Source organism: Litoreibacter sp. GN1-5 (genome assembly GCF_055693805.1).
Window position 1 is genome coordinate 891,031 of record NZ_JBVFUP010000001.1, and the last position, 25,059, is coordinate 916,089.

Here is a 25,059-nt window from a genome sequence, read left to right on the forward strand (position 1 = left end):
GACTGGACCAAAAAGTCTCAAAACCTTTGCTTGTTCACCCGCGATCATCGGCGAAATTTCGCCGAAACAGGTCAAAACCGGCGCAGGTTGACGCATGGAGGAGCAAATTTCTTGATGCTTTCCTGCCTGCTCTTTAAGCACGTTGTGAGCTAGCACTCAAATGGGGCGTGGGTGCTGTGATAAAAATAAGTGACTACGAGGCAATGAGGCTTTGAAAAAACGGTTCTCTGACAAGCTGAACTCTGCGTTGGATCGGCACCTGCCGGAACAACGTCTTTTCCTGAAATCCGAAACAGGAACGCGCTTTATCCGACTGCGCCCTACTACGATTGCTGCAATCATAGGCGGTTCGGCGATTATTATCGGCTGGTCGGTCATCATAACGGCAATATTCCTGATGGACGCGATCAGTGCTGGCAATGCACGCGAGCAGGCCCAGCGGGAACGGGTTATCTACGAGGCGCGCCTCAATGCGCTTTCAACGGAACGCGATAACCGTGCTGAAGAAGCCGCCGCCGCACAAGAACGATTCTATGTTGCTCTTGACCAGGTTTCGAAAATGCAGTCGGCACTTCTGGCATCTGAGGATAGTCGTAAAGAACTTGGAACCGGTATTGAGGTTATTCAGACGACACTGCGCCGCATCATCCGCGAACGGGATGAGGCCCGGCAGCAAAATGACGTTCTGATTGCCCGCCTTGAAGAAGATGAAGCAAATGATGCGCCGACACTGGCCCGCGCCAAGACATTGGACGGATCTGTGACTTTCCTTGCTGATGCATTGGAAAAGACCGCCCGGCAACGCGACACAATGGAAGTCCAAGTGAGCGATGCACAAGCGCAGGTCGAAGATTTGCGCTTTACGATGCAACTGAACGAAGACCGCAATGAGCGGATATTTTCGCGCCTTGAAGAAGCTGTAACTGTTTCGCTTGAACCGCTCGACAAAATGTTCCGTGCGGCTGGCATGCCAACTGACAGTATTCTTGAAGAAGTGCGGCGCGGCTATTCCGGTCAGGGCGGCCCACTGATCCCGGCAACGAAATCAACCAGTGGCGGCGCAGCTATCCTGACCCCTCTTCTGAGCGGGCCAATAGTCTTTTGAAAGAACTTGATCGCATCAATCTGTTTCGTATTGCTGCGGAAAAATCGCCCGTTGATATCCCTGTTAAATCCGCATTCCGCTACACAAGCGGATTCGGGTACCGAAATGATCCCAAAGGGGCTGGACGTCGGATGCATTCCGGCACCGATTTTGCTGGCCCTCATGGAACCCCGATCTACTCAACCGCAGAAGGTGTAGTTGTTCACGCCAGCAGACAGTCAGGATATGGTTTGCTAATCAAAATAAAGCATGCCTTTGGGTTTGAAACCCGTTACGCGCACCTGTCAAAAATTCGTGTTGAAGTGGGTCAAAGGGTCTCGCGCGGGGATCGTATCGGTGATATGGGAAATTCTGGCCGCTCTACCGGCACTCATCTGCACTATGAGGTGCGGATGAATGGTAATGCCGTAAACCCGATGACTTATATTAAGGCAGGACGTGATGTTTTCTAAAAGCAAAATCAACGAACAAGGCTCAAAACCCGCAGGCGATACCGAGAGTGCTCCGGCACCCGCCCCGGCTTCTGGTGCAAAACCGGATTTCGCAGCATCTTCACCGCGCCCCAAAGCGCCACCATCCAGCCTGTCATCAGATCTTGTGATCACCGGCAACCTGAAAACGACTGGCGATATTCAGGTCGAAGGCAAGGTTGAAGGTGACATTCGTGCGCATCTTTTGACGATCGGTGAGACCGCTGTTGTTAAAGGCGAGATCGTTGCAGACGACATCGTCGTTACAGGGCGCGTTGTCGGCCGTGTACGCGGCCTGAAGGTACGTCTGACCTCAAGCGCCCGCGTCGAGGGCGATATTATCCATAAGACGATTGCAATTGAATCCGGCGCACATTTCGAAGGATCCGTGCAACGGCAAGACGACCCGCTGAACTCTGGCACCAATAAACCAGTTCCAACGGGGGCGAATACTTCAAAACCCGAACCTGCAAAAAGCTGATGTAGATGACTGATTTAATGGCTCCGGAGCATTCTGATCCGGGGCCGTATTCTTTATGTGCCCCAGAGGCACGCAAATATATTTTAATTGCTGCCATTCTTGCCTCGTCACTTGGATTTATCGACGGCTCAATGGTGTCTATTGCGTTACCTACCATGCGCAGCTCGCTTGGGGCATCGTTGCTGCAAGCGCAATGGATTTCAAACGCTTATATGCTGGCCCTGTCTGCTTTGATCCTTGTGGGGGTGCCGCCGGAGACCGTTTCGGGCTGGTCCGGGTCTTTGCCGGTGGTATCGCGCTATTTGTTGTTGCCTCAATGCTGTGCGCGATTGCGCCCTCCCCCAAACTGCTGATCTGGGCCCGTGGCTTACAAGGGATGGGCGCTGCTTTCATGGTTCCAGGATCACTGGCCCTGATTTCACGCGCTTATCCACCAGATCAACGCGGCAGTGCGATTGGTATATGGGCCGCTGCGGCTGCCGTGACCTCTGCACTTGGACCAATTATCGGTGGCGTGGCGCTGACATTTGGAACAGCTGAAACCTGGAGGTGGATATTCGCCATCAACCTGCCATTGGGGGGTATTACGCTTTATATTCTGTTCACCCGAACCGAACAGGATCCCGCACAGCCCGACCGCGGGATCGACTTTCCGGGGGCATTACTGGCCACACTTAGCCTTGGCCTGATTGCATGGGCGCTAAGTGGCGCACATTCCGGTGCGGATGCTCCTGGCTTTGCGCTGATCTATGGCGGACTTGGGGTGATTGCCTTCGCAGTGTTCATCTATGTCGAGGCACGCAGCCCCCATCCAATGATATCACTCAGCTTGTTTAACAATCGCGCCTTCAGTGCGGCCAACCTTATCAGCTTTCTGATTTATTTCGCCTTTGCTGCAATCCTGTTCTACCTGCCGATGACGATTATCAGCAGTTGGGGCGCAACCGAAATTGAAGCCGCAGCTGCTTTCGCGCCCTTGTCCATCTTCATTGCAACACTGTCCGGGATCGCAGGCAAACTGTCCAACAAGGTTGGACCTGCCCCATTGCTTGCAGGTGGCTCACTTGTTCTGGCTGTCGGCTATGGCGCGCTGGCGATGGTGTTGGACACACAGAGCTTCTGGTGGGGGGTCATGCCAAGCATGTGCCTGATGGGCATTGGCATGGCGTTGATCGTGGCCCCCTTGTCCACCGCAGTGATGGGGGCCGTCGACAGCCACTCCACGGGCACCGCATCAGGGATCAACAACGCAATAACGCGCATGGCAGCACTGCTTGCCGTCGCAGCAATGGGCAGCATCGTTACAAGCGCTTATGGTGACGGGCCATTCACCTTTGGAGAAATTGGCGACGACCCGGGCCACCTTGCAGCCAGCAACATGGCCTTCGCCTATGTGGCATGGACTGCATCAGCATTGTGCGTGATCTCTGCCGTCATTGCCTTTATCGGTATCCCGCGTCTGGAACGGGTTTAGGTATCGTCTTCAAACCTTCTTAACCCATGGTGTCTATCATCCTCTGAATATGATAAAAAAGAGGCTGCACCATGAACAATCTGGATTTGTTGAAATCATGGTATGATCGGGTTTGGATCGATGGTGATCTTGATGCGGTTGACGAATTGCTTGAACCTGAATTTGGTGCAGATGGGTTGATGGCACAGGATCAGGTCAAGCCGGAAGATTTCAAAGTTCTGGTAGAAGCAACAATTCAGCTGATCCAGATTGAGCGTATCGATATTGATAAATGCATGACAGATGGCGATGCGATCTCGGCCCGGATCACGCTGGTAGGATTACAGAGACAAAACCGGGCGCCAATCAGCATCACGGGCCACTGTTACAGCCGCATTCAGAACGGTAAATTTGTCGAAGCGCATAATGCTTATAACTTCATCAGCTTTTTTGAGGAAATGGGTCAGCTTCCTGAAAACAGCTTCGAGTTGCTGTTGACGGGCGGAACGATGAGCTGACCCTATTCCCTCAGAACGGCAGTAAAAATGACCGGGTCAATCGAAGAATACCCTGCCCCGTCCCGACGCGCCGCGACTGACCGGTATCATAGATCACGGTATTCGCTTTCGGATCAGCCTTGCGGATCGAATAACCGCTTAAAAACGTATCGCTGACCGTCAGGGATGCAACCACATGAAATTCAGTGTTCTTGCGCCATGCGACCAGACTTGAGGCCTGCATAATATTTTGCGTACCTGGATCAGACCCTGCCAGTGGGGCCGAAGATGTCTTGATGTAGACAACGCCCGGCCCATGCACGGAATGATAGATCGCGCGCCCGAAAATCAACGCCCCGATGCTGAGTGAAATACTACGCCCGATCTTGCAGCTTTCAGAGAACGCCACGACAGTCGAAAAATCGACGAAGACCTCATCGCCATCTCGCAACTGCCACTCCACAATCTCAGAGGGCGGATCAACGATAATGTCACAACGATCCACCTCACTGGAAGTGCTGAAATCAACCAGACACATGGCATAGTTGCGGGCGAACAATCTCTTGATCAGAAGGCTAAGAGGTTGCGGGACTCGGCGACGGTCCACGACATTGTTACCGCAAGCGCGGAACGTGATGTAGAACCGCTGATTATCCCCCTTGGCTTTCAACGTATGGCGCGACCCGCACGGCGTGATTTTGCCCTTGCGCGCATTCTCGGACGCGCCGACGACATCCTGCGCGGGCGAGGTCGTCACCCTGGAATAGAAAACGCGCGCGAAGACAATCATGTAAGATTTGGCCAGGATCAGCAAAGCATAAAGCAGGGTCAGCCAGCCACCAAACCGAATGCCCGTCGCGGTATAGCCTATGGCTTGCAATACCCGTTCAGAAAAACCGTTGATCTGCGCTTCATACTTCTGCTTGACCTGATCCGCATAATTGTCCGCACCGGTATCCACAGAGTTCATGTCGCGTTCAAGATCTTCAATCATCCCGTTGCGCGCGGATCGGTAAGCCCCATTGATCATCGACTTAATGCCATTTTTCAAATGGCACGCGACATTCAGAAAAAAGCACTCCTCGGGCTTGGTGCCAGGGAACCGGGTGGGCATGTTGGTTTCAACTGCTGCGACAATGGCATCAGTGTTCCCATCAAGTTTCGCGACCTCAGCATCAATTGTGCCTTTGACCCCACGCAAGTTGGCTGCCTGCATACGGCGGGTCAGATCCTTTGCGGCAGCTTCAACGGTGCAATTCTTGCGAATACGTTCCAAATCCCCTTGTTCCAAAGTGTCAGGGATTTTGCATCTCTCGACCCAGACTTCGCTGATGGGCAGATCTTCATGACCGTCCTGAAGCCGTTCGTAATTGTCCATGTAATAGATCAGCGGATCGCGCACCGTGGTTTGACCCAGCCAGTTATAGGCCAGCGTGAACACCAGGAAGATAACAGGCATAGGCCACCACAACCTCAACGTCATCCGCCGCACAGCTTTAAGATAGCGTGGATCAACCTCAGCAACCTTGCTTCGAGCATCCACGTTCTCTTGATAGAATTTAACAATTGTCCGGATGAACATGATGATCATCAGGCAAAACAGGATGCTGATATGGGACGGGAAATAAGCAATGAAGAATGGATGCAAAAAAGTGCGCCCGCCAAAGACCAACGAAAGCGCCATATCCAGAACCAGAAGGCCAACCACGCTGCGAAATACCACGCTGGAGATTGTTGGCTCGCGCACGATGACAATGAAGCTCAAAAACCCGGTAAACGTGTACAGCGTCCAAAGCGTGCGCCAATCCAGTTGCCCCGGGTCAAATATGCCAAATGGCGGCGCGTGGTTGACCGAGAGGACCAATAGAAAGATCGAGGACAATACGCACATCGCGAAGCGGTAGTTTCGGCTGGCAATCAAAGTCGCAATCGCCATGAGGACAACGCAGACTGCGACCCAAGGTGTGAAAACCGCCGGTGTACGTTCGCTTAGCGCTTCCAGCGCACTTGGGAAAAACGGCTCAAATACGATGCCTGAGAACATGAAAGGCAGCAGCGTGATCAGCGCAACACCCGAGACCTGATCGCTGAGCGCCTGCATCAGTTCTTTGGGTGCAGGCAGATGGGCCACGATGCTGGAGATGAGCTTACGCATTACTGTCTCACCATAAACTGAACGATTGGAACAGCTTAGGCGAAGCGTTGACGTTAGGTCAAAAGAAAACCGCAAACCGGCATACCCCGGTCACTCTATCTGAAACGCCTTGCGAAATGCGGTATCGCCCTGCCCGGTGAACTGCACAATGCGGGTGCCCTCAGCCCTTTTTGCCCACCCACGCATATAGATGTGGTCCAGAATACTGCGCCCCAACCGGCCAGCCAGATGCGACCGACGCGCGGACCAGTCCAGACATTCCCGGCACATCGGCGCGCGACTTTTTCCCGTCAGATCAAGCCCCAGCGCTGCCATTTCCGACTGCCCCTTTTCGGTCAATTGCAAGCCGTCGGGTGTCAGGTGCAAAACCCCGCGGGCGCGCAGGCTATCGTAAAGCCGTACCCCCATCTCGCCTGCCAGATGGTTGTAGCAGACCCGCGCAAGGCGCAGCTCTTGATCCCTTGGGCCGGTGCGCGTACGCAATTGCCCGCGCTTTGCCGCCAGCCCCATCAACGCCTCTAACGTATGTGCCACATCCTCGTCCGCCAGTCGGAAATATCGATGCCGCCCCTGTGCCTCGCGGTGCAAGAGCCCGCTTTGTTCAAGCTGCATCAAATGGGTGCTGGCGGTTTGTTTACTGATACCAGCCTCAGAGGCCAGTTCAGTTGCTGTCAGAGCCTTGCCGCTCATCAAGGCAATCAGCATGTTGGCGCGGCCAGGATCGCCGATCAATGCTGCAATACGCGCAATATCTGGTCCGTCTTTCATGCCACCCTCATGCTTGGATAGTTCGATTATAGTCGAACCATCTGCGTAGGTCTATCCGTTAGAACAACGCAATAAAGGAGAAAACCATGCTAACCTGCTTCATACGTTACCAGATTGATCCAACCAAACGCGACGCGTTCATCCAATATGCACAAACCTGGGGGCAAGTTATCCCGCGCAACGGGGCGGACTTGATCGGCTACTATGCCCCACATGAAGGGTCCTCAACACTGGCTTACGGCGTTTACAATATCCCATCACTGGCAGACTATGAGACCTACCGCGCACGCCTGAGCCAAGACTCTTTAGGACGTGAGAATTACGAATTTGCCATGGCGGAAAAGTTCATCCTGCGCGAGGATCGCACCTTTCTGAAACTGGCCTCGGCACCACATGGGGACGACACATGATCGCAGTTATGTTCGAAGTTCAACCGGCAGACGGCCACCGGGACGCCTATCTTGATATTGCAGCTCAGCTGCGCCCCTTGCTGGAAGAGGTGGACGGCTTCATTTCGGTCGAACGCTTCCAGTCGATCACAGACCCGTCGAAAATGTTGTCACTCAGCTTTTTTCGGGACGAAACCGCCCTGGCAAACTGGCGCAGTCTGGCTGAACACCGCGCAGCACAAGAAGCAGGACGTAACGGGTTATTCGCAGGCTACCGGTTGCGGATCGGATCAGTGCTGCGCGACTACGGTCTGACTGAAAACCGGACCCAAGCCCCAGAGGACAGCAACCGGCATCACGGCTGTCCTTATACGGCGCCAAAGAGCACCAAAGCGCCCTCGTCCCAGCCCACCTGAGCGCTTGCCCCCCGATCCAGCACAGGGCGTGATGTGAGGTTTTTCATCGACACCGTGACAATCTTGTCTGAGCCATCCAGTTTCATCTGATAATATGTCATGTCGCCGTAATAGGCCAAATCCTCGACCACGCCTATCACGCTGCGCCCCTGTGCCGGTTGATCATAAAGCAGCGTCAAGGCTTCGGGCCGAATACCCACCACGCCAGTCTTGCCCCCTGCCCCCGGCGTCACCTGATCCGTCGCAATCTGCACGCGTCCGATACCTTCAATCTCAACCGACAGCTTGCCCGGATGCTCATCCAGAACAGTTGCGCCCAGAAAATTCATCACGCCGATGAACTCTGCCACTTGTCGCGATACCGGGCGGCGGTAAAGATCTTGCGGAGAGGCCATTTGTGCGATTTCGCCCTCAAACATCACGGCGATACGGTCCGACATGATCAGTGCTTCTTCCTGATCATGGGTGACGAGGATGAAAGTAATACCCACATGGCGCTGCAGGCGGCGCAATTCGCCCTGCATCTGTTCCCGCATCTTCTTGTCCAGCGCCGAAAGCGGCTCATCCAGCAACAGCACTTTCGGCTTCAAGATCAATGCGCGCGCCAGGGCAACGCGCTGCCGTTGCCCGCCGGACAAGGCATGGGCACGGCGCTGACCATACCCCCCGAGCCCCACCATATCCAGCGCGTCCTCGATAAGTGTGGCCTTTGCTTGGGTTGCAAGACCAGATTTTCGCAGACCGAAGCCCACATTCTCGGCAACGCTGAGATGCGGAAAGATCGCGTAGCTCTGAAACACCATATTGGTCGGGCGTTTGTTAGCGGGCACAGCGCGCATATCGTGCCCGTCGATCATCACAACGCCCGATGACACATCTTCAAATCCCGCAATCACCCGCAGCAAAGTGGTCTTGCCGCATCCGGACGGACCCAGAAGGGAAAAGAATTCACCGGCCAGTATTTCGGCATTGATACCTTTCAAAGCATGGTAGTCGCCGTAGTGTTTCTGAATATCGCTGAGCGAAATGATGGGTGTCACAGGAACCCTCCGCTATCTTTACCGCCCGTGCGACGCACACCTCGTCTGCGAAAAAACTCGGCCACGCTCAGCACCACCAGAGACGCCAACAGTAACAAAGTGCCAAGAGCCATGACCGATGGTAGTTTAGCGGGGAAGCGCAGTTGGCTCCAGATATAGACAGGCAGGGTTGGCTCGGCCCCGGTCAGGAAAAACGCGATGATGAATTCGTCCAGCGATATGGTGAATGCAATCAGGAAGGAGGCAATGATCCCCGGCATCACCAATGGCAGGACAACTTTGCGAAATGCCCCCCAGCGGGTTTCGCCCAGATCAATCGCGGCTTCTTCCAAGAATCGATCCAGCCCCTGAAAGGCCGATGTCAAGATGGCTATGGCAAATGGCGTACAGATCAAGGTGTGGCCCAGGATCACTGTCCAGACTGTCAGCGAAAACCCCAGTTGCATCATGACCACCAATAGCGAAACCGCCACGATGATTTCCGGCAGCACCAGTGGCAGCATGATCAGCCCCATTACAGGTCCCTTGCCCGGAAACTGATACCGTGTAGAGGCACGGGCGGCACAAATGCCAAGGATCGTGGACAGACACGCTGTGACAACAGCGATGAACAAACTGTTTTTCAACGCGCCATGCATGGCTGGAATACCCGCCAGTTCCACAAACCAATGGGTGGTGAAACCTTGCAACGGGAACGCGATGATAGTGCCGTCGTTAAAGGCAAAAACTGGTAGCAACACCACCGGAGCATACAGAAACACCAGATAGGCGATTGCGTATATGCGTAGCCAGCCGCCGCTCATTGCGTCCTCAGATAGCGGCGATTCAGGAACAGAAAGATCAGTGAAATCGCAGTGACACAACACATTGCAAGTACAGAAAGGGTCGCGCCAAGAGGTGCATTATTCAGTTTGAGAAACTGCGTCTGGATCATATTGGCAATCATCAACCCGTTCGGCCCCCCGACCAGCCGCGGGGTAACATAATCGCCGATGGTTGGAATAAACACGATCAGCGTTGCTGCGATCACACCGGGCATCGCCAGTGGCAGGGTCACACGGAAAAACGTACTGAACTTGCTTTCGCCCAAATCCTGCGACGCCTCCAGCAAGGAACGGTCTATCTTCTCTAGCGCGACATAGATCGGAAGAATGGTAAACGGCGCAAAAGCATGGGCCAGCGTGATGACGACAGCATTCGAATTATACAGAATGAATGTCAAAGGTTCATCAATCAAACCAATACTTTGCAGGCCAGAGTTCAAAACACCGTTGAATCCCAGAATGACCTTCCACAAAAAGACCCTCAGCAGATAAGAGGTCCAGAATGGAATGGTGATCAGGAATATCCAAAGCGCCTTACGCTCGGGCGGGACATGGAACGAGACGAAGTAAGCGATCGGAAATGCCAGAATTACTGTCACGAGTGTCACCGCCCCCGAGATCCACAGAGATCGTGCCATCAATGTCCGGTAGATCGGGTCGGCAAAGGCTTCGCGGTAATTATCCAGGGTGAATGTTGTATCAATCGCAAGGAAATCCTGCGTCCAGAAGCTGAAGGCCAGGATTGTCATCAGCGGGGCTGCAAGTAGCAAGATAACATAGGCAGCCGTTGGGCTGACAAGCAGCAATCCGCGTTTGGCGTCCATGTCTATTCTGGTGCTAATCTGCGTAAGCCTTCACTTGGTCGGGCAAAGTTTGCGAGGAAAGACCAGCAGGGGCAAGTCATGACGGTGATAAAATGAATAAAGGCCCCGCGAAATGCGAGGCCTTTTGTACTGCGAAAGCAGCAAAGTATCAGCGTTTCGAGAACTGGAAGCTCTTACGCGCTTTGGCCTTACCGTATTTCTTCCGCTCAACCACACGGCTGTCACGGGTCAGGAAGCCTGCGGCCTTAAGCGCACCGCGCAAGGACGGATCATATAGCTGCAACGCTTTGGAAATACCGTGCTTGACCGCACCGGCCTGCCCCGACAGACCACCGCCCTTGACCGTTGCCATAACGTCGAACTGATCTTCCGTGCCAGACACCGTGAACGGTTGGCGCAGGATCATCTGCAACACGGGACGTGCGAAATACGCCTGCATTTCCTTGCCATTGACCACAACCTTGCCAGAGCCCGGCTTGATCCAGACACGCGCGATTGCATCCTTACGCTTGCCGGTCGCGTAAGAGCGGCCAAGCTCATCACGTTGAGGTTCGCGTGTGATTGCAGCAGCCACAACTTCCGCAGGAGAAGCGCTTTCGATGCCTTCGGCCACGGTGTTCAATTCGTCGAGTGATTTGATTTCATCAGCCATCTTTATGCGCTCCGCGTATTCTTGGTGTTCATGGCTTTGACGTCCAGAACCTCGGGGGATTGTGCTTCATGCGGGTGCTCTGCGCCCGCGTAGACGCGAAGATTGGTCATCTGCTGACGGCTCAGAACGCCACCGGGCAACATACGCTTGACGGCTTGCATGACGACACGTTCCGGGTGTTTGCCTTCCAGAATTTCGGCATTGGTGCGCGACTTGATCCCGCCGGGATGGCCCGTATGCCAATAGTTGGGCTTGTTCCGCTTGTTGCCAGTCAGTTGTATCTTGTCCGCATTCACGATGATCACATTGTCACCCATATCCATATGGGGCGTGAAGGACGGTTTATGCTTGCCACGCAGGCGCATTGCGACGATCGAAGCCAGACGGCCCAGAACAACGCCTTCGGCGTCAATCAGGATCCATTTCTTCTCGATATCGCTTGGTTTAGCGGTAAAGGTTTTCATGTGTTATCCTCAGAAATCAGGTCCATAAGGCATACGCCCCTTGGGATGGAGGGTTTCTAAGGGTTTTGGCGACACAGTCAATACGCAAGTAGCGAATTAAATCATTATAAAACAATTGCTTAAAAATAAGGTACTATAATACCCCATACATTCAGATAATTATGCTTTCCGGTGGGTTGTCCAGAAGGACGCGAAGCCTGCACAGCGCATTCTCGAAACTCTCGAGACTGACACCCGCATTGATGGCCAGCCGGACCGAATGACGTGTCGGCGCAGAACGCGCTTGGTAATCTTCGGCAGACCGGATTTGCACATCTTCGGCCTCTGCCGCCTGACAGAAGGCGCTTGCCCGCCACCCCTCGGGAAGCCTTAACCACAGAAACAAGACGTCCTTACGCCAGACCAGATCATATGATCCAAGGATATTCACAGCGGATTGAATATAAATATTGGCTTCCCCACGCACTTGATTTGCAAGGGCTCTCGTGTCGGGATGGGTAAGCAGTTTCGCGCATAGATCCGTCAGCGGCGTTGCGATACCAAAGAAAGAATGCTCTGCTGCACGGCGCAATTGGGCTGCCTTTTCCTCGGGGGTCACAACAAAGCCAAGCCGCAACGAAGGTGTCAGAATTTTCGAAAGCGACGCGACATACCAGCTGCGTTCCGGGGCAAGCATCCGGTAAGACGGCGTCTGCGCGGCGTCCATTGTGTAGCAATCATCCTCGAGAATATCGAAATTGAGTTTGCGGGCGATCTGAGCGATTTCTATACGCCGTGCCTCTGGTGTGAACCCGCAGGTCGGATTGTGAACCTCGGGGCATGTACACAATATCTGCGCTTCATGGGTACGCGCGGCGGCCTCTAGGGCTTCGGGGATGATCCCGTCCTGATCCATTGCGACAGGCACGACATCCGCCCGCAACAGCTCAGCCGCGCGACGGAACCCCGGATAGGCCAGCTCTTCCACAAGAATTGTGGGCCTACGCCCCTTAAGAAGCGCCTGAAACACAAGAAGAATCGCATTTTGACCGCCATTGGCAAGGATGACGTTTTTCTCGGTCACGGACCCAATCGGCGCATGTGCCAGCCATTGCGCCACAGCAACCCGCGCGGGGCGCGAGGCGTTGCGGCTTGGGTAATGCATAACCCCCGATGGCGGGTCTTGCGCCAGATCGGCCAGCAAATGCCGGATCAACCGGGCTTGTCCAACGCTTGGCAGATGCGGCGAGATCATGTTGACGCGATAGACATCCCCGCCTTTCTTATGATCGACAGAATCCACCTCGATCTCACCATTAAACAACGGCTGCATGGTCTCGGGGCGCGCGGACGCGTCACCGGCGGTCTCGGCAACAAAAGTCCCCCGCCCGACGACAGCTTCCAGGCACCCCGCATCCACCAGTCGGGAATAGGCGCGCGCAACAGTGCCGGGCGTGACCCCCAACTGATAGGCAACCTCACGCACGGGGGGCAGTTTTTCCCCCTGCACAAGCGCACCCGTTTGCACCGCTTCCCGGATCGCATCGCTCAGAACCTGATATTTCGGTGCAGTGGTGGCGCTAAGATCGGGAAACCATATTGTATTCATAACAATCTTTCTCTGGACGCACACAATCGCACTTTGTATTAATTAAGCATAGCGTAATCGCTATATTGTATCAATACAATTATGGAGGCCAATCCCATGGCACTGTTATCACAACCACACCATATCCACCTGTCAGCACTGTCAGCCCGTGTAACGCTTGCACCACTGTCACGTATTGCGATCAAGGTGGCTTATGTGGTGATGACATGGGATGAAGCCTACCGCAGCCGGCACACGCTGAGACACCTGACCGACGATACCCTACGCGATATCGGCCTGACACGAGAACAAGCAATGAAAGAAGCCTCGCGCTTTTTCTGGCGGTCATAACTAGGCTGGCCGGGCCTGAGCGGGTCCGGCCTCTACCTGTTGAATGGTGGGTATCACGTCATAGCATTTGATACCTGCTTGAATGCCCTCATTGGGAAACCAAGAATATCGATTTACACCTCACCAACGCATCCAATGTCAATTAACCCATAACTACGCCCCTACCCCACGAGCGGGATTGAATAGGTCAATGATGCCCGTGCGACGGGTTTATCGGCAGCGCCCTCATTAAACAGACGTCCCTCACAAACCGCCAGACTGCGCCCCAGCTTCAGAATATCCATCCGACAAAAGAGCTGCCCAGGGGCGGGTTTGCGCATAAAATCAATCGAACAATTAGTTGTCACGGCCAAGGCGACTGGGCCAATCATCCCAAGAATGGCAAAATAAGCAGCCACATCTGCCAGCGCAAACATCGTCGGCCCAGATACGGTCCCACCGGGGCGTAAATGCTTGTCTTGCGCGTTAAGCGCCATGGTGATTTGCATGGGCTTCAGGTCAATAAACTCGAAATCGTCAACCACTTGTGTGAAGTCGCGTTGCAGGAATGTCTGCATTTCCGCAATACTCATCTTCAATTCCATGCTTCCCCCACCCCGATTCTGCGCCTAACCTGAGCGCATCAGACAAGGAATGACAAGATGACGCCTGATATCCTTATCCGCGAAGACACCGGCCCCATCGCCCGGCTGACCCTGAACACACCGCAAAAACTGAACGCGCTCAGCATGGATATGTTGGCCGCCCTGCAAGGCGCGTTCGATGATATCGCTGCCACCCCTGATATCAGGGCCGTAATTCTATCCGGGGCGGGTAAGGCGTTTTGTGCGGGGCATGACCTGAAAGAAATGACCGCGGCCCGTCAATCCGAAGATGGGGGCAAAGCCGCGTTCAAAACCCTGTTTGATCGATGTGCCAAGATGATGTTGACTATACAGAAGATGCCGCAACCGGTCATCGCGCAGGTTCACGGGATTGCAACAGCTGCCGGATGCCAGCTTGTGGCGTCCTGCGATCTGGCCTGTGCCGCTGACGATACACGCTTTGGGGTCAATGGCGTCAATATTGGCTTGTTCTGCTCGACCCCTATGGTTGCGCTCAGCCGCAATATCCCACGCAAACAGGCGTTTGAGATGTTGACCACCGGGGCTTTCATCACCGCCGAACGCGCCCGCGAGCTTGGGTTGATAAACCGCGTCGCCGCGCCAGATCAGCTTGCTGCTGAAACAGAAGGTTTGGCCGAAACGCTTGCCGCAAAGCTGGGTGTGGCGATGAAGATCGGAAAGCAGGCTTTCTATGAACAACTACACATGCCGATCAAACAGGCCTACGCCTATACAGGCGATGTCATGGTCGAAAACATGGCCTACCGCGACACCGAAGAAGGCATCAGCGCGTTTCTGGAAAAACGCCCGCCGGACTGGTCGCAATGAAATTGTCGGGTCAGCCTAGCTGCCCAAGATGATCCGCACGTAGTTCTTGGTTTCTCGGTATGGCGGGATCCCGTTATGCCTCTCAACTGCGGCAGGGCCTGCATTATAAGCCGCCAACGCCAGACGCCATGTGCCGAATTTACGGTACATACGGCTGAGATAGCGCGCACCGCCATCCAGATTTTGCATCGGATCACGGGGGTTCACCCCCAGATTGCGCGCTGTCGCAGGCATCAGCTGCGCCAGCCCAATGGCCCCTTTATGAGATCGCGCATTCGGCTTCCAACCGCTTTCCTGCTGCACAAGCCGCAGGAACAAATCCTCTGGTACGCCGTATTTACGCGCCGCAGCCTTGGCCGTTTCTAGATAGGCCCCACGATAAGATCCGCGATAGCTTGGGATGGCTGTAAAAGCACGGGTCTGATCAAGCTTGGGCCGCAACCTGCCCGATGCCCGGTATTGCGTCGACAGCCTGCCATCCAGCAATTTCGCCTGAGATTTGAAAACCGCCGACCGGGAACTGGTCGATCCGCTTGACGCAAGCCCTTCAGAAACAGCTACTGTCGGCACAGCCAATGAAAGCGCTATCGCCACACTTATTACATATCGCATCAGAAATCTCGGGTTTATCGCTTTATAGGGATGCAATATACCTGATTTTGGTCCGGCGACCAGCCTTTCGACTAAGGAAACAGCATTTTTTCCTCTTATTAACCTTGTCGCGCTCATGTAGGTTTCGACGAAATTTCAGATTCGGGGACAAGAACATGGCAGGCTCAGTCAACAAGGTCATCATTATCGGCAATCTCGGGCGCGACCCCGAGGTCCGCACATTCCAGAACGGCGGCAAGGTTTGCAACCTGCGCATTGCGACGTCCGAGACCTGGAAAGACAAAAACACTGGTGAACGGCGCGAGCGAACTGAATGGCATTCCGTCGCGATCTTCTCGGAACCTCTGGCCCGCGTGGCCGAGCAATATCTGAAGAAAGGGTCCAAGGTCTATATCGAGGGCCAGCTTGAAACCCGTAAATGGCAGGATCAATCCGGTGCAGACCGTTATTCGACCGAAGTTGTTCTGCGCCCTTATACCTCGACCCTGACCATGCTTGACGGTCGCGGCGAAGGCGGCGGCAGTGGTGGCAGCGGCGGATATGGTGGCGGGGATGCGATGGGCTATGATGACCGCGGTGGCGGGTCATCCATGGGCGGCGGGCAATCCGCGCGCCCTAGCGATATGGATGATGACATCCCGTTCTAAATGCTTATAGTAGTGAGCCATTTAGGATTTTGGATATGTCACTACGCAATATAAGCCTGCTCATCCTGACCTGCACCTTCGGCCTGTTGGCCTACACGTTGGGAAAGGACGACCCCGTTGCCACTTGTATTTCAGGTCAGGATAGCAATGCCAGAATTGCCGCCTGCACCACGCTGATCGAAACGGCCGAAGTTGATGCCCACACTTTGTCTGTTTTGCATCTACGGCGCGCACAAATCAATGTGCGCCTGAAAGATTACACCGCAGCCCTACCTGATCTGGACCGCGCGATTGCACTGGATGATGACTATTGGAAGCATTACACACAGCGCGGTATTGTTCGGTCAAATCTAAACGATCATAAAAGAGCTTTGCTTGACCATGAGATTTCACAAATCCTGAATGACAAATCTTCTTGGGCATCAAAATGGCGCATGCGCACTCTGGAAGCTCTCGGTCGTGATAAGAACGCCTTGCAAGACGCTTTAGATCACTACGAAGCTGCCCTTCGCATGACCCCAAACAGTCTTCCGAACCTGAGGGCGCGTTACATGGCACTGCTCCTACAGGATCGCACAGAGGATGCGACAGAAGCACTTACGACCCTGTTGGAAAGCCACCCCGACCATGTTTGGGCCTTCGCAGAACGGGCGAACATTTTTGCTGGTGCGGAAAATTTCGAGGCCGCCATTAAAGATGCGCAACGCTATATCCAACTCGAACCGGATAATTGGTTCGCCTATAAAAAACTTGCCGATTACCTCAGAAAAACTGGCAAAATCGAAGATGCGCTTGCTGCCTATGATCAAGCCATCGCACTAAATCCTACCAGCACCGTGCCCTTGATGGCCCGTGCAAACATATGGTTTGAGCAAGAAAACTACGCAAAGGTCATCATCGACGCCAAACGCGCATATGACCTTACACCAGATGATAATGATATTTTATTTTCGTTGTTTTTCTCGTATGTAAAAACTGGTGAATACGAACTGGCTGATCCTTACCTCGATGCTTGGGTGAGACATCTGCCTCAGTTCCAAGAGTTTTTGCAGGCATTGCAAACGAACTTAGGGAAAAATAATCCAGCTGCGTCGGAGGACGCTCAGGCACTCAGGGTGAAGGGAATCATATACGCCCATCTGTTTGATCAACCTGATAAGGCCATGGAAATTATGCAGCGTTACTTCAAGGCTGGTGGTCGAGATGCAGTTCTGCTTTTTCAGGAGTTTCTAGAAAATATGGGGCTCTATCGTGGAAAAATTACCGGCACTTATGATGACAAGACCCGCAACGCCGTCCGGGCCTGCATAGATCAAGCGGAAAGATGCTTTAGTGAATGGGCCAAACTGATCACGCTTTGAAACACTGATTTTATGCCGTATTCTGAGCATGCCTCAGACAATCAGCGCCTCGTGTCATAAATCCGCTCCAAGGTCCGGATTAGTCAAACAGGTCGTGACATAGCTCCAGCGCGTCGATCAGCACGTCGACCTCGTTCGTGGTGTTATACAACCCAAAGGAAGCACGGCAGGTCGCGGTTACGCCCATATGCTCCATCAACGGTTGTGCGCAGTGATGCCCTGCGCGCACCGCGACACCCTTTTTGTCCAGCACGGTCGATATGTCATGTGCATGGGCCGCGCCGTTCAGCGTAAACGAAAAGATGGCTGCTTTGTCAGGGCTTTGCCCCTGCACGTTCAGCCAGTTCAATCCGTTCAGCCGATCCCGCGCATAGTCGCGCAAATGCGCTTCATGGGCCGCAATATCTGCCATTCCCAGATCCATCATATAGTCCAAAGCGACGCCCAGACCGATCATCTGAACAATGCCGGGGGTGCCGGCCTCAAACATCATCGGCGGATCGTTATAGGTCACAACATCCTTGTGAACCTCGCGGATCATATCACCGCCACCCATAAACGGACGCATCTCGGACATGCGGTCGCTTCGAATGTAGATCGCGCCCGAGCCTGATGGGCCATAAAGCTTGTGCCCCGTGATCGCATAGAAATCACAGCCGATATCCTGCACATCCACGGGCATGTGCACAGCGGCTTGTGATCCATCAACCAGCACTGGCACGCCCTTGTCATGGGCTGCCGAGCAGATGGTTTTCACATCAACCTTGGTGCCAAGCACATTGGACAGATGCGTGATTGCAATCAGTTTGGTGCGGGGCGTGATCGCGGCAATCACCTTTTCCGGGTCCAGATCGCCATTGGCGTCCACATCAACCCAGACCAGTTTCACCCCCTGCCGTTCGCGCAGGAAATGCCACGGCACGATATTGGCGTGATGCTCCATGATCGACAGAATGATCTCGTCGCCCGGTTCCAGGCGTGGCATGGCCCAGCCATAAGCGACCGTGTTAATCCCTTCGGTCGTGCCCGAGTTCATGACGATCTCATCCTCGGATTTCGCGTTCAGAAACCGGGCAATGGTTCCGCGCACAGCCTCGTATTTCTCGGTCGCAAGGTTTGACAGGTAATGCAGGCCCCGATGCACGTTGGAATATTCCTGAGCGTAGGCTTGCGTGACCGCATCAATCACCACCTGCGGTTTCTGCGCCGAGGCACCGTTGTCCAGATAGACCAACGGCTTGTCGTTGACATTCCGTGCGAGGATCGGGAAATCTTTTCGAACGGATGTTACATCAAGCATTTCTGATCTCCACACCGAAAAGGACGGCGACTATGCTAAGCACAAGACTAAGGCTGAACAGAATACCAAACACCGACACCAAAAGCCCGGCAAATATCAACCCAAGCGACGTAAATCCATGCACAACAGCCAGAAAATTCACATAGAGCCAAACGCCGAATAAGCCACCAGCAAATCCGATCAACACCCCAAGCCCCGGTGATACAATAAGAACGATCAACTGCGCCAATTGTAATGGCATAAGGACAAACTGAAGCCATATCACCGCGCCGAGACTGGCATCGAAATCACCAGTACCACCAAAAGCACGCCCCACGAAATGTGTGCAAATCGCTGTAACAACAAGCCCTGCAAAAACGCCCGCAGCCATATAAAGCGCAGGGATGGTAAACATCATTTCAACATCAGTGTTATGCGTCAATACGATCCGGCTTGCGATTTCGGACATGATGACATTGACGACAGCAACAAGCGCCAGCAGCCACCACAGTTCACTACGGGCAGGTGCTACGCGCAAAGCATCCTGTAATCCCTTCTGAGGGGATTGCATCGTGTTCCCGATCATCTGTAAAAGAGTTTGCAACATCGTGTTATTCCCGCTCCAACGCGATCAAGCCGTTGATCCAGATAAACAAAAAACCTGCAAAAGCCACTAGCGATGTTAACAATAATGCCGGTCCAGCCCCAATAAACCCTGCGACCAAGCCACGCAGTAGCACCAGCGGGCTTGCAGCCAGCAAAGCCCAGAACAGTGCCAACCGCGCATCAAGCCACCGCCCCTGCCCGCCGAACAGTTTCATCACCAGATGACTAAGCGCTGCGATGCCGTAAAATAGCAAAGGGGCCATGAGAACCGTCCCCAGAAACGCCCCGCCCGCAAGGGCATCAAATCCGGGACCGTCGGGGTCAAGATGCGCCTTGCGTGACAGAGCTGGCAATTGCGCGACAAAGTACAAGGCGGCGGCGGCCATCACCCAAGCCAGCGCGCGTTCTTCCCCCGCACCAGTTTCAAGATGGCGACGCAACACCGCACGTGGCGCGCGGTAGCTGCGTAAAATGGCATGGGCGGTGGACATCCTGAATGTCTCGTGCTCAGGGGCGACGTCGTGCCAGCCAGCTTTCCAACCGGCTCAGCAAATCAGCGGCGATATCCTCATTCTCGATCTCCTCCAATGCTTCGGCCAGAAAGGCCAGCACCAGCATATCCTGTGCCTTGTCTGCGGGAACGCCTCGGGACCGCAAATAGAACAAAGCGTCCTCATCAATCGCACCAGAGGTCGAACCATGAGAACACGCGACGTCATCGGCATAAATCTCAAGTTCAGGCTTGGCGAGGAACTGGCTGTCCTCATCCAGCAGCAAGGACTGGCTGATTTGATAACCGTCTGTTTTCTGTGCGCCTTCTTTTACAAGAATCTTTCCCTGAAAGACGCCCGTTGCACCGTTGCGCAGCACTTTCTTGAACACCTGACGGCTTTCGCAATTCAGCGCATCATGGGTGACGAAAACAGTATCATCATGATGGAAGTCACCGTCCCCGACAGCTGCGCCCGCAACATGTGCCACAGCATCATTTCCGGTCAGCTCAATCACGCATTCATTCCGGGTCATCACACCATTGGCCGTCAGGGTGAAGCTCTTGAACACACTCTCATTACCCAGATGGGCAAAAATATGGGTGACAGCACGGCGTTCATGGTCCCGGCCTTGCGCGCGGACATGGTGAAAGGCCGCGTTATCTGCCACATCAACTTCCATCGCCTTGTTAAATCGTGCGGCGGCGGGGCCATTTTCGATGACAGTCACCTCGGCCCCCGGCTCTACCCGGATGCAATGGTGCAGGGTTGCGTCTGAACTCCGCGCTTTATGGTGATAGGTCAGCTGGATCGGTTTGCTAACCTTACCCGTTGCGCGGATCATCAGACCATCTGTCGCAAAAGCCGTATTCAATGCTGCCAGAGGTCGCGGCACAGGGGTCTGACCGCGGTTTTCCAGCACGCCGTACATATCTTTGGACCAATGTATATCCGTGGTTGCGGCATCTGCTAGGCGAGTGATCTCTACATTTTCGAGGCTCAGATCGTCCGAGGCATCCGCATCGAAAACGCCGTCCACAAAGATCACTTTAAGCGTATCGATCTCGCCGAAAACCGGCTTTTCATCTGCGGCGAATATCGCAGCTTCCGGTGCGTCGGGGCTGATCAAGTGGGCTGGGTCGGTGTATTTCCAGTATTCATCGCGACGTGATGGCAACCCCATAGACTGCAAACGCCCTAACGCCGCTTTGCGCGCCTCAACGGCCCATTTTGCACCGTCCGGTAGCGTCAGCGCGGCCAGCCGAGCCTCGGTGGCGTTCTGTTTGATTTCCGGCAATGCCATCAGGCGACCTCCGCCAGCAAATCAGCATAGCCGTTGTTTTCGACTTCAAGCGCAAGTTCAGGTCCGCCGGTTTTGATAATTTTGCCATCGGCCATGATATGCACAACATCGGGTTTGATATGATCGAGCAGACGTTGATAGTGGGTGATCACCAGAAAAGACCGCCCCTGCCCCCGCAGCGCGTTCACACCGTCAGCGACCAGCTTCATCGCGTCCACATCAAGCCCGGAATCCGTTTCATCCAAGATGCACATCTTGGGCTCCAACATCGCCATTTGCAGGATTTCGTTGCGTTTTTTCTCGCCACCGGAAAAGCCTACATTCACGGGGCGTTTCAGCATATCGGCATCAATCTTCAGGCTCTTGGCCTTTTCACGCACCAATTTCAGGAAGTCAGCCGCCGAGATTTCTTCTTCCTCGCGCGCTTTACGTTGAGCGTTCACAGCCGTGCGCAGAAAAGTCATGTTGCCGACCCCCGGAATTTCTACCGGGTATTGAAAGGCTAGAAACAGCCCGGCTGCGGCGCGTTCTTCTGGTTCCATGTCCAGAATGTCCGCACCATCCAGCGTCGCCGTACCGTCCGTGACCTCGTAACCACCCTTGCCAGACAGCACATAGGACAAGGTCGACTTGCCAGACCCGTTCGGCCCCATGATCGCATGAACCTTGCCATCTTCCAGCGTCAGATCGACCCCTTTGAGGATTTGCTTGTCTTCTTCTTCCAGTGACACGTGTAGATTTTTGATTTCTAGCATGATCCCTCTCAATGCAAAGCAGCCTGCAGACTGATGTCTGCAGGTATCGGAGTGTGTAGGTGAATTAAAGTTTGAGACCCGAAGGACCGACTTCTGGGTAATTTACTACAAAGCGAAACGTTACGCTTTAGAAGCTGTTTCGACCAATGAGCGAACCGACATCTATGAAGCCAACTTCCTGAATGATCCGCGCCGTATATTCCGGAGAAAACATCGCCGCCCACAGATCGGGCATTTCTGCTGCTATCAGACCTTCGAACAGATATATTGCGAGAAACCCTAGAAAATCGAGGATCGAAAGCGCTGTGCCTTTCAAGCCGAACATCGGCATCAAAACTATTGTAAGGACGATAGAAATCCCGATATCGCCATAAATTAAGATCATCTCGTCGAGAAAGTCGTCGCCTATGTATTGGCTGGTTCCATAGAGAAACACCACAATTCGCCCGATCAAAAGCGAGGCTGTGCCCAGTAAAAACGCTAGGGGGTAAGATAGCATACTGAACAAAACGGATGGTCTTTTGGTTGACACGGCCTGATTGGCCGTATTCCCGACAGAAGTTGGCACGTATGTGGCGTCGGCCACGACGGCTTTGCCGCCATTGATGCGGCTGATACGGTCCTGAAAACCTTGTTTTTGGTTTTCGCTGGTATCCATTTTCCACACCACAGTCATCTGTCAAAACAGGATTTGACTGCGAAACAGGGCGTTTTTCGGGCAAGAGTTTGGAAAGATTTGGTGTAAAAGCACGTCCTGACTTATCCAAACCATCCAAGCGGCCAAGCGATTTCAGATGCATCGACATAAAGCTCTTGGCCGGTGCGCGCACCGGATCAACCCCTTTGAGGGTATGTTTACCTTCGTTTTCAAAACTGGCATTCAAGGGCTTGATTTCCAAATGTTTTCTACTTCACGAGATGGTCACAGCGGTGCCAGAGGCCGACACCATGAGCATGGATTGCCCGACAACTTCATAATCCAGATCAACGCCGACAACGGCATTCGCGCCAAGCGCTGTGGCGCGTTCTTCCAATTCACGCAAGGCCGTGTCGCGGGCATCTTGCAGCTTGCTTTCATACGCGCCCGAGCGCCCGCCGACGATATCAGTGATAGAGGCAAAAACATCCCGGACCACATTGGCCCCCATGATCGCCTCACCCACGGCGATGCCGTGATAAGCGGTGATCTTATGGCCTTCGATGGTCGGTGTTGTTGTGATGATCATAGCTTAAGTCCTGTCGCTGCTTCAATCTTTTGCTTTGCCAAGTTTACCGCAATATCAGCAAGAATTCCGATTGTCTTTGCCCCTGCATTCTCCGCAATTTCCTTTGTCCGTTTCCAAGTTGTGTCACTTCTAATCGCTTCGATGAAGTCGTGACCTTGGTTAGTTAACCGATACACATCGCCGCGTTTCCCACTAGCTTCGACGAATCCAGCATCCGCCAATAGTTTAAGATGACCTACCTCTCGACGTTTTTCCTTTGACATACCAAGCGAACTACCAAATTCCATCGAGAGATGGTCCTCGTTTGCTTCAATCCGGAAAAGAAGATCACGCATTAAATCATCGTCACGTTTCACCCCACGCTCCCCTCAAGTGAGATCGCCACAAGCTGTTGGGCTTCCATCGCAAATTCCATGGGCAGTGCTTGCAGAACCTCCTTGCAGAACCCGTTCACGACCAGTGCGACGGCCTCTTCCTCGTCCATGCCGCGCTGGCGGCAGTAGAAGAGTTGGTCATCATCGACCTTCGAAGTCGTCGCCTCATGCTCGACACGGCTCGAGTTATTCTTGACCTCGATATAAGGCACGGTGTGGGCCCCGCATTTGTCACCTATTAGCAAGCTGTCACATTGCGTGTAGTTCCGGCTATCCTTGGCCTTCGGATGCATTGACACCAGCCCGCGATAGGTGTTCTGCGCCTTGCCCGCTGAAATGCCCTTAGACACGATCCGCGATTTCGTATTCTTGCCCAGGTGCACCATCTTCGTGCCTGTATCGGCCTGCTGCATATTGTTGGCGATGGCGATGGAATAGAATTCACCCTGACTGTCATTTCCGCGTAGGATGCAGGACGGGTATTTCCAGGTCACGGCAGAGCCGGTTTCGACCTGCGTCCACATCACTTTGGATCTGTCGCCCCGGCAATCGGCGCGTTTGGTCACAAAATTATAGATCCCGCCAACACCGTTTTCATCACCGGGATACCAGTTTTGCACGGTGGAATATTTGATTTCCGCATCCTCCAGCGCCACCAATTCTACCACAGCGGCATGCAGTTGGTTGGTGTCGCGCATAGGTGCCGTGCAGCCCTCAAGGTAAGAGACATAAGAGCCCTTGTCAGCAATGATCAAAGTCCGCTCGAACTGGCCTGTATTTTCCGCATTGATCCGGAAATAGGTGCTCAGCTCCATCGGGCAGCGCACGCCAGGCGGCACATAGACGAAAGAGCCGTCACTGAAGACAGCGCTGTTGAGCGTTGCAAAGAAATTGTCTGTGACTGGCACGACTGAGCCCAGATATTTTTTCACCAGCTCAGGGTGTTCCCGAATAGCCTCCGAGATCGAGCAGAAGATAACTCCGGCCTTCTTCAATTCCGCCTGAAAGGTTGTCCCGACCGAAACGCTGTCAAACACCGCATCCACAGCGACCTTGCGGCCCTCGGCGGGCGCAGCCTCGGCCCCTTCGACACCGGCAAGGATCATCTGTTCCTTTAATGGGATGCCAAGTTTTTTGTATGTATCCAAAAGCTTGGGATCAACGTCATCAAGGCTTTTGGGCTTCTCGGCCATCGATTTCGGAGAAGCGTAATAATAGATATCCTGATAGTCGATCTTTGGGTAATCCACCATCGCCCATTCGGGCTCGGACATCTTTTTCCATCTTTCAAACGCCGCCAGACGCCATTCGGTCATCCACTCTGGTTCGTCATTTTTCTCGGAGATCAGCCGCACGATATCGGGGCCAACGCCTTTGGGGGCGTAGTCCATCTCTATCTCTGTTTCCCAGCCGTATTTATAGGCACCGCCTACTTCGCGCACCGCATCAACGGTTTCCTGATCGACGCCTTCTTTTACGTCAGTGTCCAAAGCAGACATTCTGTTCTCCTAAATAT

28 protein-coding genes and 1 pseudogene are annotated in these 25,059 nt (G+C 53.8%); 10 read left to right on the top strand and 19 right to left on the bottom strand.

The features are described 5' to 3' along the window. The first annotated feature begins 211 nt into the window (after positions 1-211). From ACZ1HF_RS04555 to ACZ1HF_RS04570, 4 genes and pseudogenes are all read left to right on the top strand, one after another. Positions 212-1,557 (top strand): annotated as a pseudogene (locus tag ACZ1HF_RS04555) (DUF5930 domain-containing protein). Next, entirely contained in the window at positions 1,547-2,056 is a 510-nt protein-coding gene (locus ACZ1HF_RS04560) for a bactofilin family protein (RefSeq protein ID WP_472656385.1), read from the top strand. Before ACZ1HF_RS04555 ends, ACZ1HF_RS04560 begins: the two are co-directional and overlap by 11 nt. A gap of 193 nt (positions 2,057-2,249) precedes the next feature. Continuing rightward, complete coding sequence (locus tag ACZ1HF_RS04565) at positions 2,250-3,530, top strand: MFS transporter (protein WP_472656386.1); 1,281 nt, start codon at positions 2,250-2,252, stop codon at positions 3,528-3,530. 71 nt (positions 3,531-3,601) lie between these two features. Further along, positions 3,602-4,027 carry an ester cyclase gene (locus tag ACZ1HF_RS04570; RefSeq protein WP_472656387.1) on the top strand — a complete coding sequence of 142 codons (426 nt, stop codon included), beginning with the start codon at positions 3,602-3,604 and terminating at the stop codon, positions 4,025-4,027. Positions 4,028-4,037: 10 nt separating this feature from the next. Here ACZ1HF_RS04570 and ACZ1HF_RS04575 read toward each other — a convergent pair whose 3' ends face one another. Together ACZ1HF_RS04575 and ACZ1HF_RS04580 are read right to left on the bottom strand one after the other, a co-directional pair. Next, positions 4,038-6,161 carry a hypothetical protein gene (locus ACZ1HF_RS04575; RefSeq protein WP_472656388.1) on the bottom strand — a complete coding sequence of 708 codons (2,124 nt, stop codon included), beginning with the start codon at positions 6,159-6,161 and terminating at the stop codon, positions 4,038-4,040. Positions 6,162-6,251: 90 nt separating this feature from the next. Further along, positions 6,252-6,929 (bottom strand): ArsR/SmtB family transcription factor, encoded by a 678-nt coding sequence (locus ACZ1HF_RS04580; protein ID WP_472656389.1) that lies wholly within the window; start codon positions 6,927-6,929, stop codon positions 6,252-6,254. Positions 6,930-7,015: 86 nt separating this feature from the next. On the opposite strand from ACZ1HF_RS04580, the gene ACZ1HF_RS04585 reads away from it, so the two are divergent. Both ACZ1HF_RS04585 and ACZ1HF_RS04590 read left to right on the top strand, forming a co-directional pair. Then, positions 7,016-7,339 (top strand): NIPSNAP family protein, encoded by a 324-nt coding sequence (locus ACZ1HF_RS04585; RefSeq protein WP_472656390.1) that lies wholly within the window; start codon positions 7,016-7,018, stop codon positions 7,337-7,339. Continuing rightward, on the top strand, positions 7,336-7,734 hold the full coding sequence (locus ACZ1HF_RS04590) for an antibiotic biosynthesis monooxygenase family protein (RefSeq protein ID WP_472656391.1): 399 nt from the start codon (positions 7,336-7,338) through the stop codon (positions 7,732-7,734). Before ACZ1HF_RS04585 ends, ACZ1HF_RS04590 begins: the two co-directional genes overlap by 4 nt. Here the strand turns inward: ACZ1HF_RS04590 and ACZ1HF_RS04595 are convergent. The 6 genes from ACZ1HF_RS04595 to ACZ1HF_RS04620 form a co-directional block, all read right to left on the bottom strand. Further along, positions 7,686-8,774, bottom strand: coding sequence for an ABC transporter ATP-binding protein (locus ACZ1HF_RS04595; protein ID WP_472656392.1), 1,089 nt, complete (start codon positions 8,772-8,774; stop codon positions 7,686-7,688). The genes ACZ1HF_RS04590 and ACZ1HF_RS04595 overlap by 49 nt on opposite strands. Beyond that, the gene (locus ACZ1HF_RS04600; protein WP_472656393.1) at positions 8,771-9,577 is read right to left on the bottom strand and encodes an ABC transporter permease; all 807 of its coding nucleotides are present in this window, start codon (positions 9,575-9,577) and stop codon (positions 8,771-8,773) included. The genes ACZ1HF_RS04595 and ACZ1HF_RS04600 overlap by 4 nt, the downstream gene beginning before the upstream one ends. Further along, positions 9,574-10,422, bottom strand: a complete 849-nt coding sequence (locus ACZ1HF_RS04605; RefSeq protein ID WP_472656394.1) for an ABC transporter permease — start codon at positions 10,420-10,422, stop codon at positions 9,574-9,576. The genes ACZ1HF_RS04600 and ACZ1HF_RS04605 overlap by 4 nt, the downstream gene beginning before the upstream one ends. A gap of 148 nt (positions 10,423-10,570) precedes the next feature. Continuing rightward, entirely contained in the window at positions 10,571-11,074 is a 504-nt protein-coding gene (gene rpsI, locus ACZ1HF_RS04610; RefSeq protein WP_472656395.1) for a 30S ribosomal protein S9, read from the bottom strand. Between the two features lie 2 nt (positions 11,075-11,076). After that, complete coding sequence (gene rplM, locus ACZ1HF_RS04615; protein WP_472656396.1) at positions 11,077-11,538, bottom strand: 50S ribosomal protein L13; 462 nt, start codon at positions 11,536-11,538, stop codon at positions 11,077-11,079. Positions 11,539-11,689: 151 nt separating this feature from the next. After that, the gene (locus tag ACZ1HF_RS04620) at positions 11,690-13,126 is read right to left on the bottom strand and encodes an aminotransferase-like domain-containing protein (protein WP_472656397.1); all 1,437 of its coding nucleotides are present in this window, start codon (positions 13,124-13,126) and stop codon (positions 11,690-11,692) included. 96 nt (positions 13,127-13,222) lie between these two features. On the opposite strand from ACZ1HF_RS04620, the gene ACZ1HF_RS04625 reads away from it, so the two are divergent. Continuing rightward, positions 13,223-13,456, top strand: coding sequence for a DUF1127 domain-containing protein (locus tag ACZ1HF_RS04625; protein ID WP_472656398.1), 234 nt, complete (start codon positions 13,223-13,225; stop codon positions 13,454-13,456). Between the two features lie 161 nt (positions 13,457-13,617). Here the strand turns inward: ACZ1HF_RS04625 and ACZ1HF_RS04630 are convergent, their stop codons facing one another. Further along, positions 13,618-14,040, bottom strand: coding sequence for a PaaI family thioesterase (locus tag ACZ1HF_RS04630; protein WP_472656399.1), 423 nt, complete (start codon positions 14,038-14,040; stop codon positions 13,618-13,620). 57 nt (positions 14,041-14,097) lie between these two features. On the opposite strand from ACZ1HF_RS04630, the gene ACZ1HF_RS04635 reads away from it, so the two are divergent. Continuing rightward, positions 14,098-14,889 (top strand): enoyl-CoA hydratase, encoded by a 792-nt coding sequence (locus ACZ1HF_RS04635; RefSeq protein WP_472656400.1) that lies wholly within the window; start codon positions 14,098-14,100, stop codon positions 14,887-14,889. A gap of 15 nt (positions 14,890-14,904) precedes the next feature. Here ACZ1HF_RS04635 and ACZ1HF_RS04640 read toward each other — a convergent pair whose 3' ends face one another. Beyond that, positions 14,905-15,501 carry a lytic transglycosylase domain-containing protein gene (locus ACZ1HF_RS04640; RefSeq protein WP_472656401.1) on the bottom strand — a complete coding sequence of 199 codons (597 nt, stop codon included), beginning with the start codon at positions 15,499-15,501 and terminating at the stop codon, positions 14,905-14,907. A gap of 155 nt (positions 15,502-15,656) precedes the next feature. Between ACZ1HF_RS04640 and ssb the strand changes: the two genes are divergently transcribed. Next, positions 15,657-16,148 carry a single-stranded DNA-binding protein gene (gene ssb / locus ACZ1HF_RS04645; protein ID WP_472656402.1) on the top strand — a complete coding sequence of 164 codons (492 nt, stop codon included), beginning with the start codon at positions 15,657-15,659 and terminating at the stop codon, positions 16,146-16,148. 242 nt (positions 16,149-16,390) lie between these two features. Beyond that, positions 16,391-17,509 (top strand): tetratricopeptide repeat protein, encoded by a 1,119-nt coding sequence (locus ACZ1HF_RS04650; protein WP_472656403.1) that lies wholly within the window; start codon positions 16,391-16,393, stop codon positions 17,507-17,509. 79 nt (positions 17,510-17,588) lie between these two features. Here the strand turns inward: ACZ1HF_RS04650 and ACZ1HF_RS04655 are convergent, their stop codons facing one another. The 9 genes from ACZ1HF_RS04655 to sufB form a co-directional block, all read right to left on the bottom strand. Next, positions 17,589-18,809: a cysteine desulfurase gene (locus tag ACZ1HF_RS04655; RefSeq protein ID WP_472656404.1), complete on the bottom strand. Its 1,221-nt coding sequence runs from the start codon at positions 18,807-18,809 to the stop codon at positions 17,589-17,591. Continuing rightward, positions 18,802-19,395 carry a Yip1 family protein gene (locus ACZ1HF_RS04660; RefSeq protein ID WP_472656405.1) on the bottom strand — a complete coding sequence of 198 codons (594 nt, stop codon included), beginning with the start codon at positions 19,393-19,395 and terminating at the stop codon, positions 18,802-18,804. The genes ACZ1HF_RS04655 and ACZ1HF_RS04660 overlap by 8 nt, the downstream gene beginning before the upstream one ends. 4 nt (positions 19,396-19,399) lie before the next feature. After that, a complete protein-coding gene (locus ACZ1HF_RS04665) occupies positions 19,400-19,885 on the bottom strand; it encodes a YIP1 family protein (protein ID WP_472656406.1) in 486 nt (161 codons plus the stop codon). A 16-nt stretch (positions 19,886-19,901) separates the two neighbouring features. After that, entirely contained in the window at positions 19,902-21,188 is a 1,287-nt protein-coding gene (gene sufD / locus ACZ1HF_RS04670; RefSeq protein ID WP_472656407.1) for a Fe-S cluster assembly protein SufD, read from the bottom strand. After that, a complete protein-coding gene (gene sufC / locus ACZ1HF_RS04675) occupies positions 21,188-21,943 on the bottom strand; it encodes a Fe-S cluster assembly ATPase SufC (RefSeq protein WP_472656408.1) in 756 nt (251 codons plus the stop codon). Before sufC ends, sufD begins: the two co-directional genes overlap by 1 nt. A 127-nt stretch (positions 21,944-22,070) precedes the next feature. Next, positions 22,071-22,601, bottom strand: a complete 531-nt coding sequence (locus ACZ1HF_RS04680; protein WP_472656409.1) for a hypothetical protein — start codon at positions 22,599-22,601, stop codon at positions 22,071-22,073. 253 nt (positions 22,602-22,854) lie between these two features. Then, positions 22,855-23,169, bottom strand: coding sequence for a heavy metal-binding domain-containing protein (locus ACZ1HF_RS04685; protein ID WP_472656410.1), 315 nt, complete (start codon positions 23,167-23,169; stop codon positions 22,855-22,857). Next, entirely contained in the window at positions 23,166-23,525 is a 360-nt protein-coding gene (locus tag ACZ1HF_RS04690; protein WP_472656411.1) for a DUF2513 domain-containing protein, read from the bottom strand. The genes ACZ1HF_RS04685 and ACZ1HF_RS04690 overlap by 4 nt, the downstream gene beginning before the upstream one ends. Then, positions 23,522-25,042, bottom strand: a complete 1,521-nt coding sequence (gene sufB / locus ACZ1HF_RS04695) for a Fe-S cluster assembly protein SufB (RefSeq protein WP_472656412.1) — start codon at positions 25,040-25,042, stop codon at positions 23,522-23,524. Before sufB ends, ACZ1HF_RS04690 begins: the two co-directional genes overlap by 4 nt. Positions 25,043-25,059: the final 17 nt, after the last annotated feature.

What these genes read in the sequence shown, in the direction of transcription:
- ACZ1HF_RS04560 (WP_472656385.1), top strand. Translation starts at nt 1,547, where the DNA reads ATGTTTTCTAAAAGCAAAATCAACGAACAAGGCTCAAAACCCGCAGGC.
- ACZ1HF_RS04565 (WP_472656386.1), top strand. Translation starts at nt 2,250, where the DNA reads ATGGATTTCAAACGCTTATATGCTGGCCCTGTCTGCTTTGATCCTTGT.
- ACZ1HF_RS04570 (WP_472656387.1), top strand. Translation starts at nt 3,602, where the DNA reads ATGAACAATCTGGATTTGTTGAAATCATGGTATGATCGGGTTTGGATC.
- ACZ1HF_RS04575 (WP_472656388.1), bottom strand. Translation starts at nt 6,161, where the DNA reads ATGCGTAAGCTCATCTCCAGCATCGTGGCCCATCTGCCTGCACCCAAA.
- ACZ1HF_RS04580 (WP_472656389.1), bottom strand. Translation starts at nt 6,929, where the DNA reads ATGAAAGACGGACCAGATATTGCGCGTATTGCAGCATTGATCGGCGAT.
- ACZ1HF_RS04585 (WP_472656390.1), top strand. Translation starts at nt 7,016, where the DNA reads ATGCTAACCTGCTTCATACGTTACCAGATTGATCCAACCAAACGCGAC.
- ACZ1HF_RS04590 (WP_472656391.1), top strand. Translation starts at nt 7,336, where the DNA reads ATGATCGCAGTTATGTTCGAAGTTCAACCGGCAGACGGCCACCGGGAC.
- ACZ1HF_RS04600 (WP_472656393.1), bottom strand. Translation starts at nt 9,577, where the DNA reads ATGAGCGGCGGCTGGCTACGCATATACGCAATCGCCTATCTGGTGTTT.
- ACZ1HF_RS04605 (WP_472656394.1), bottom strand. Translation starts at nt 10,422, where the DNA reads ATGGACGCCAAACGCGGATTGCTGCTTGTCAGCCCAACGGCTGCCTAT.
- rpsI (WP_472656395.1), bottom strand. Translation starts at nt 11,074, where the DNA reads ATGGCTGATGAAATCAAATCACTCGACGAATTGAACACCGTGGCCGAA.
- rplM (WP_472656396.1), bottom strand. Translation starts at nt 11,538, where the DNA reads ATGAAAACCTTTACCGCTAAACCAAGCGATATCGAGAAGAAATGGATC.
- ACZ1HF_RS04620 (WP_472656397.1), bottom strand. Translation starts at nt 13,126, where the DNA reads ATGAATACAATATGGTTTCCCGATCTTAGCGCCACCACTGCACCGAAA.
- ACZ1HF_RS04625 (WP_472656398.1), top strand. Translation starts at nt 13,223, where the DNA reads ATGGCACTGTTATCACAACCACACCATATCCACCTGTCAGCACTGTCA.
- ACZ1HF_RS04630 (WP_472656399.1), bottom strand. Translation starts at nt 14,040, where the DNA reads ATGGAATTGAAGATGAGTATTGCGGAAATGCAGACATTCCTGCAACGC.
- ACZ1HF_RS04635 (WP_472656400.1), top strand. Translation starts at nt 14,098, where the DNA reads ATGACGCCTGATATCCTTATCCGCGAAGACACCGGCCCCATCGCCCGG.
- ACZ1HF_RS04640 (WP_472656401.1), bottom strand. Translation starts at nt 15,501, where the DNA reads ATGCGATATGTAATAAGTGTGGCGATAGCGCTTTCATTGGCTGTGCCG.
- ssb (WP_472656402.1), top strand. Translation starts at nt 15,657, where the DNA reads ATGGCAGGCTCAGTCAACAAGGTCATCATTATCGGCAATCTCGGGCGC.
- ACZ1HF_RS04655 (WP_472656404.1), bottom strand. Translation starts at nt 18,809, where the DNA reads ATGCTTGATGTAACATCCGTTCGAAAAGATTTCCCGATCCTCGCACGG.
- ACZ1HF_RS04660 (WP_472656405.1), bottom strand. Translation starts at nt 19,395, where the DNA reads ATGTTGCAAACTCTTTTACAGATGATCGGGAACACGATGCAATCCCCT.
- ACZ1HF_RS04665 (WP_472656406.1), bottom strand. Translation starts at nt 19,885, where the DNA reads ATGTCCACCGCCCATGCCATTTTACGCAGCTACCGCGCGCCACGTGCG.
- sufD (WP_472656407.1), bottom strand. Translation starts at nt 21,188, where the DNA reads ATGGCATTGCCGGAAATCAAACAGAACGCCACCGAGGCTCGGCTGGCC.
- sufC (WP_472656408.1), bottom strand. Translation starts at nt 21,943, where the DNA reads ATGCTAGAAATCAAAAATCTACACGTGTCACTGGAAGAAGAAGACAAG.
- ACZ1HF_RS04680 (WP_472656409.1), bottom strand. Translation starts at nt 22,601, where the DNA reads ATGGATACCAGCGAAAACCAAAAACAAGGTTTTCAGGACCGTATCAGC.
- ACZ1HF_RS04685 (WP_472656410.1), bottom strand. Translation starts at nt 23,169, where the DNA reads ATGATCATCACAACAACACCGACCATCGAAGGCCATAAGATCACCGCT.
- sufB (WP_472656412.1), bottom strand. Translation starts at nt 25,042, where the DNA reads ATGTCTGCTTTGGACACTGACGTAAAAGAAGGCGTCGATCAGGAAACC.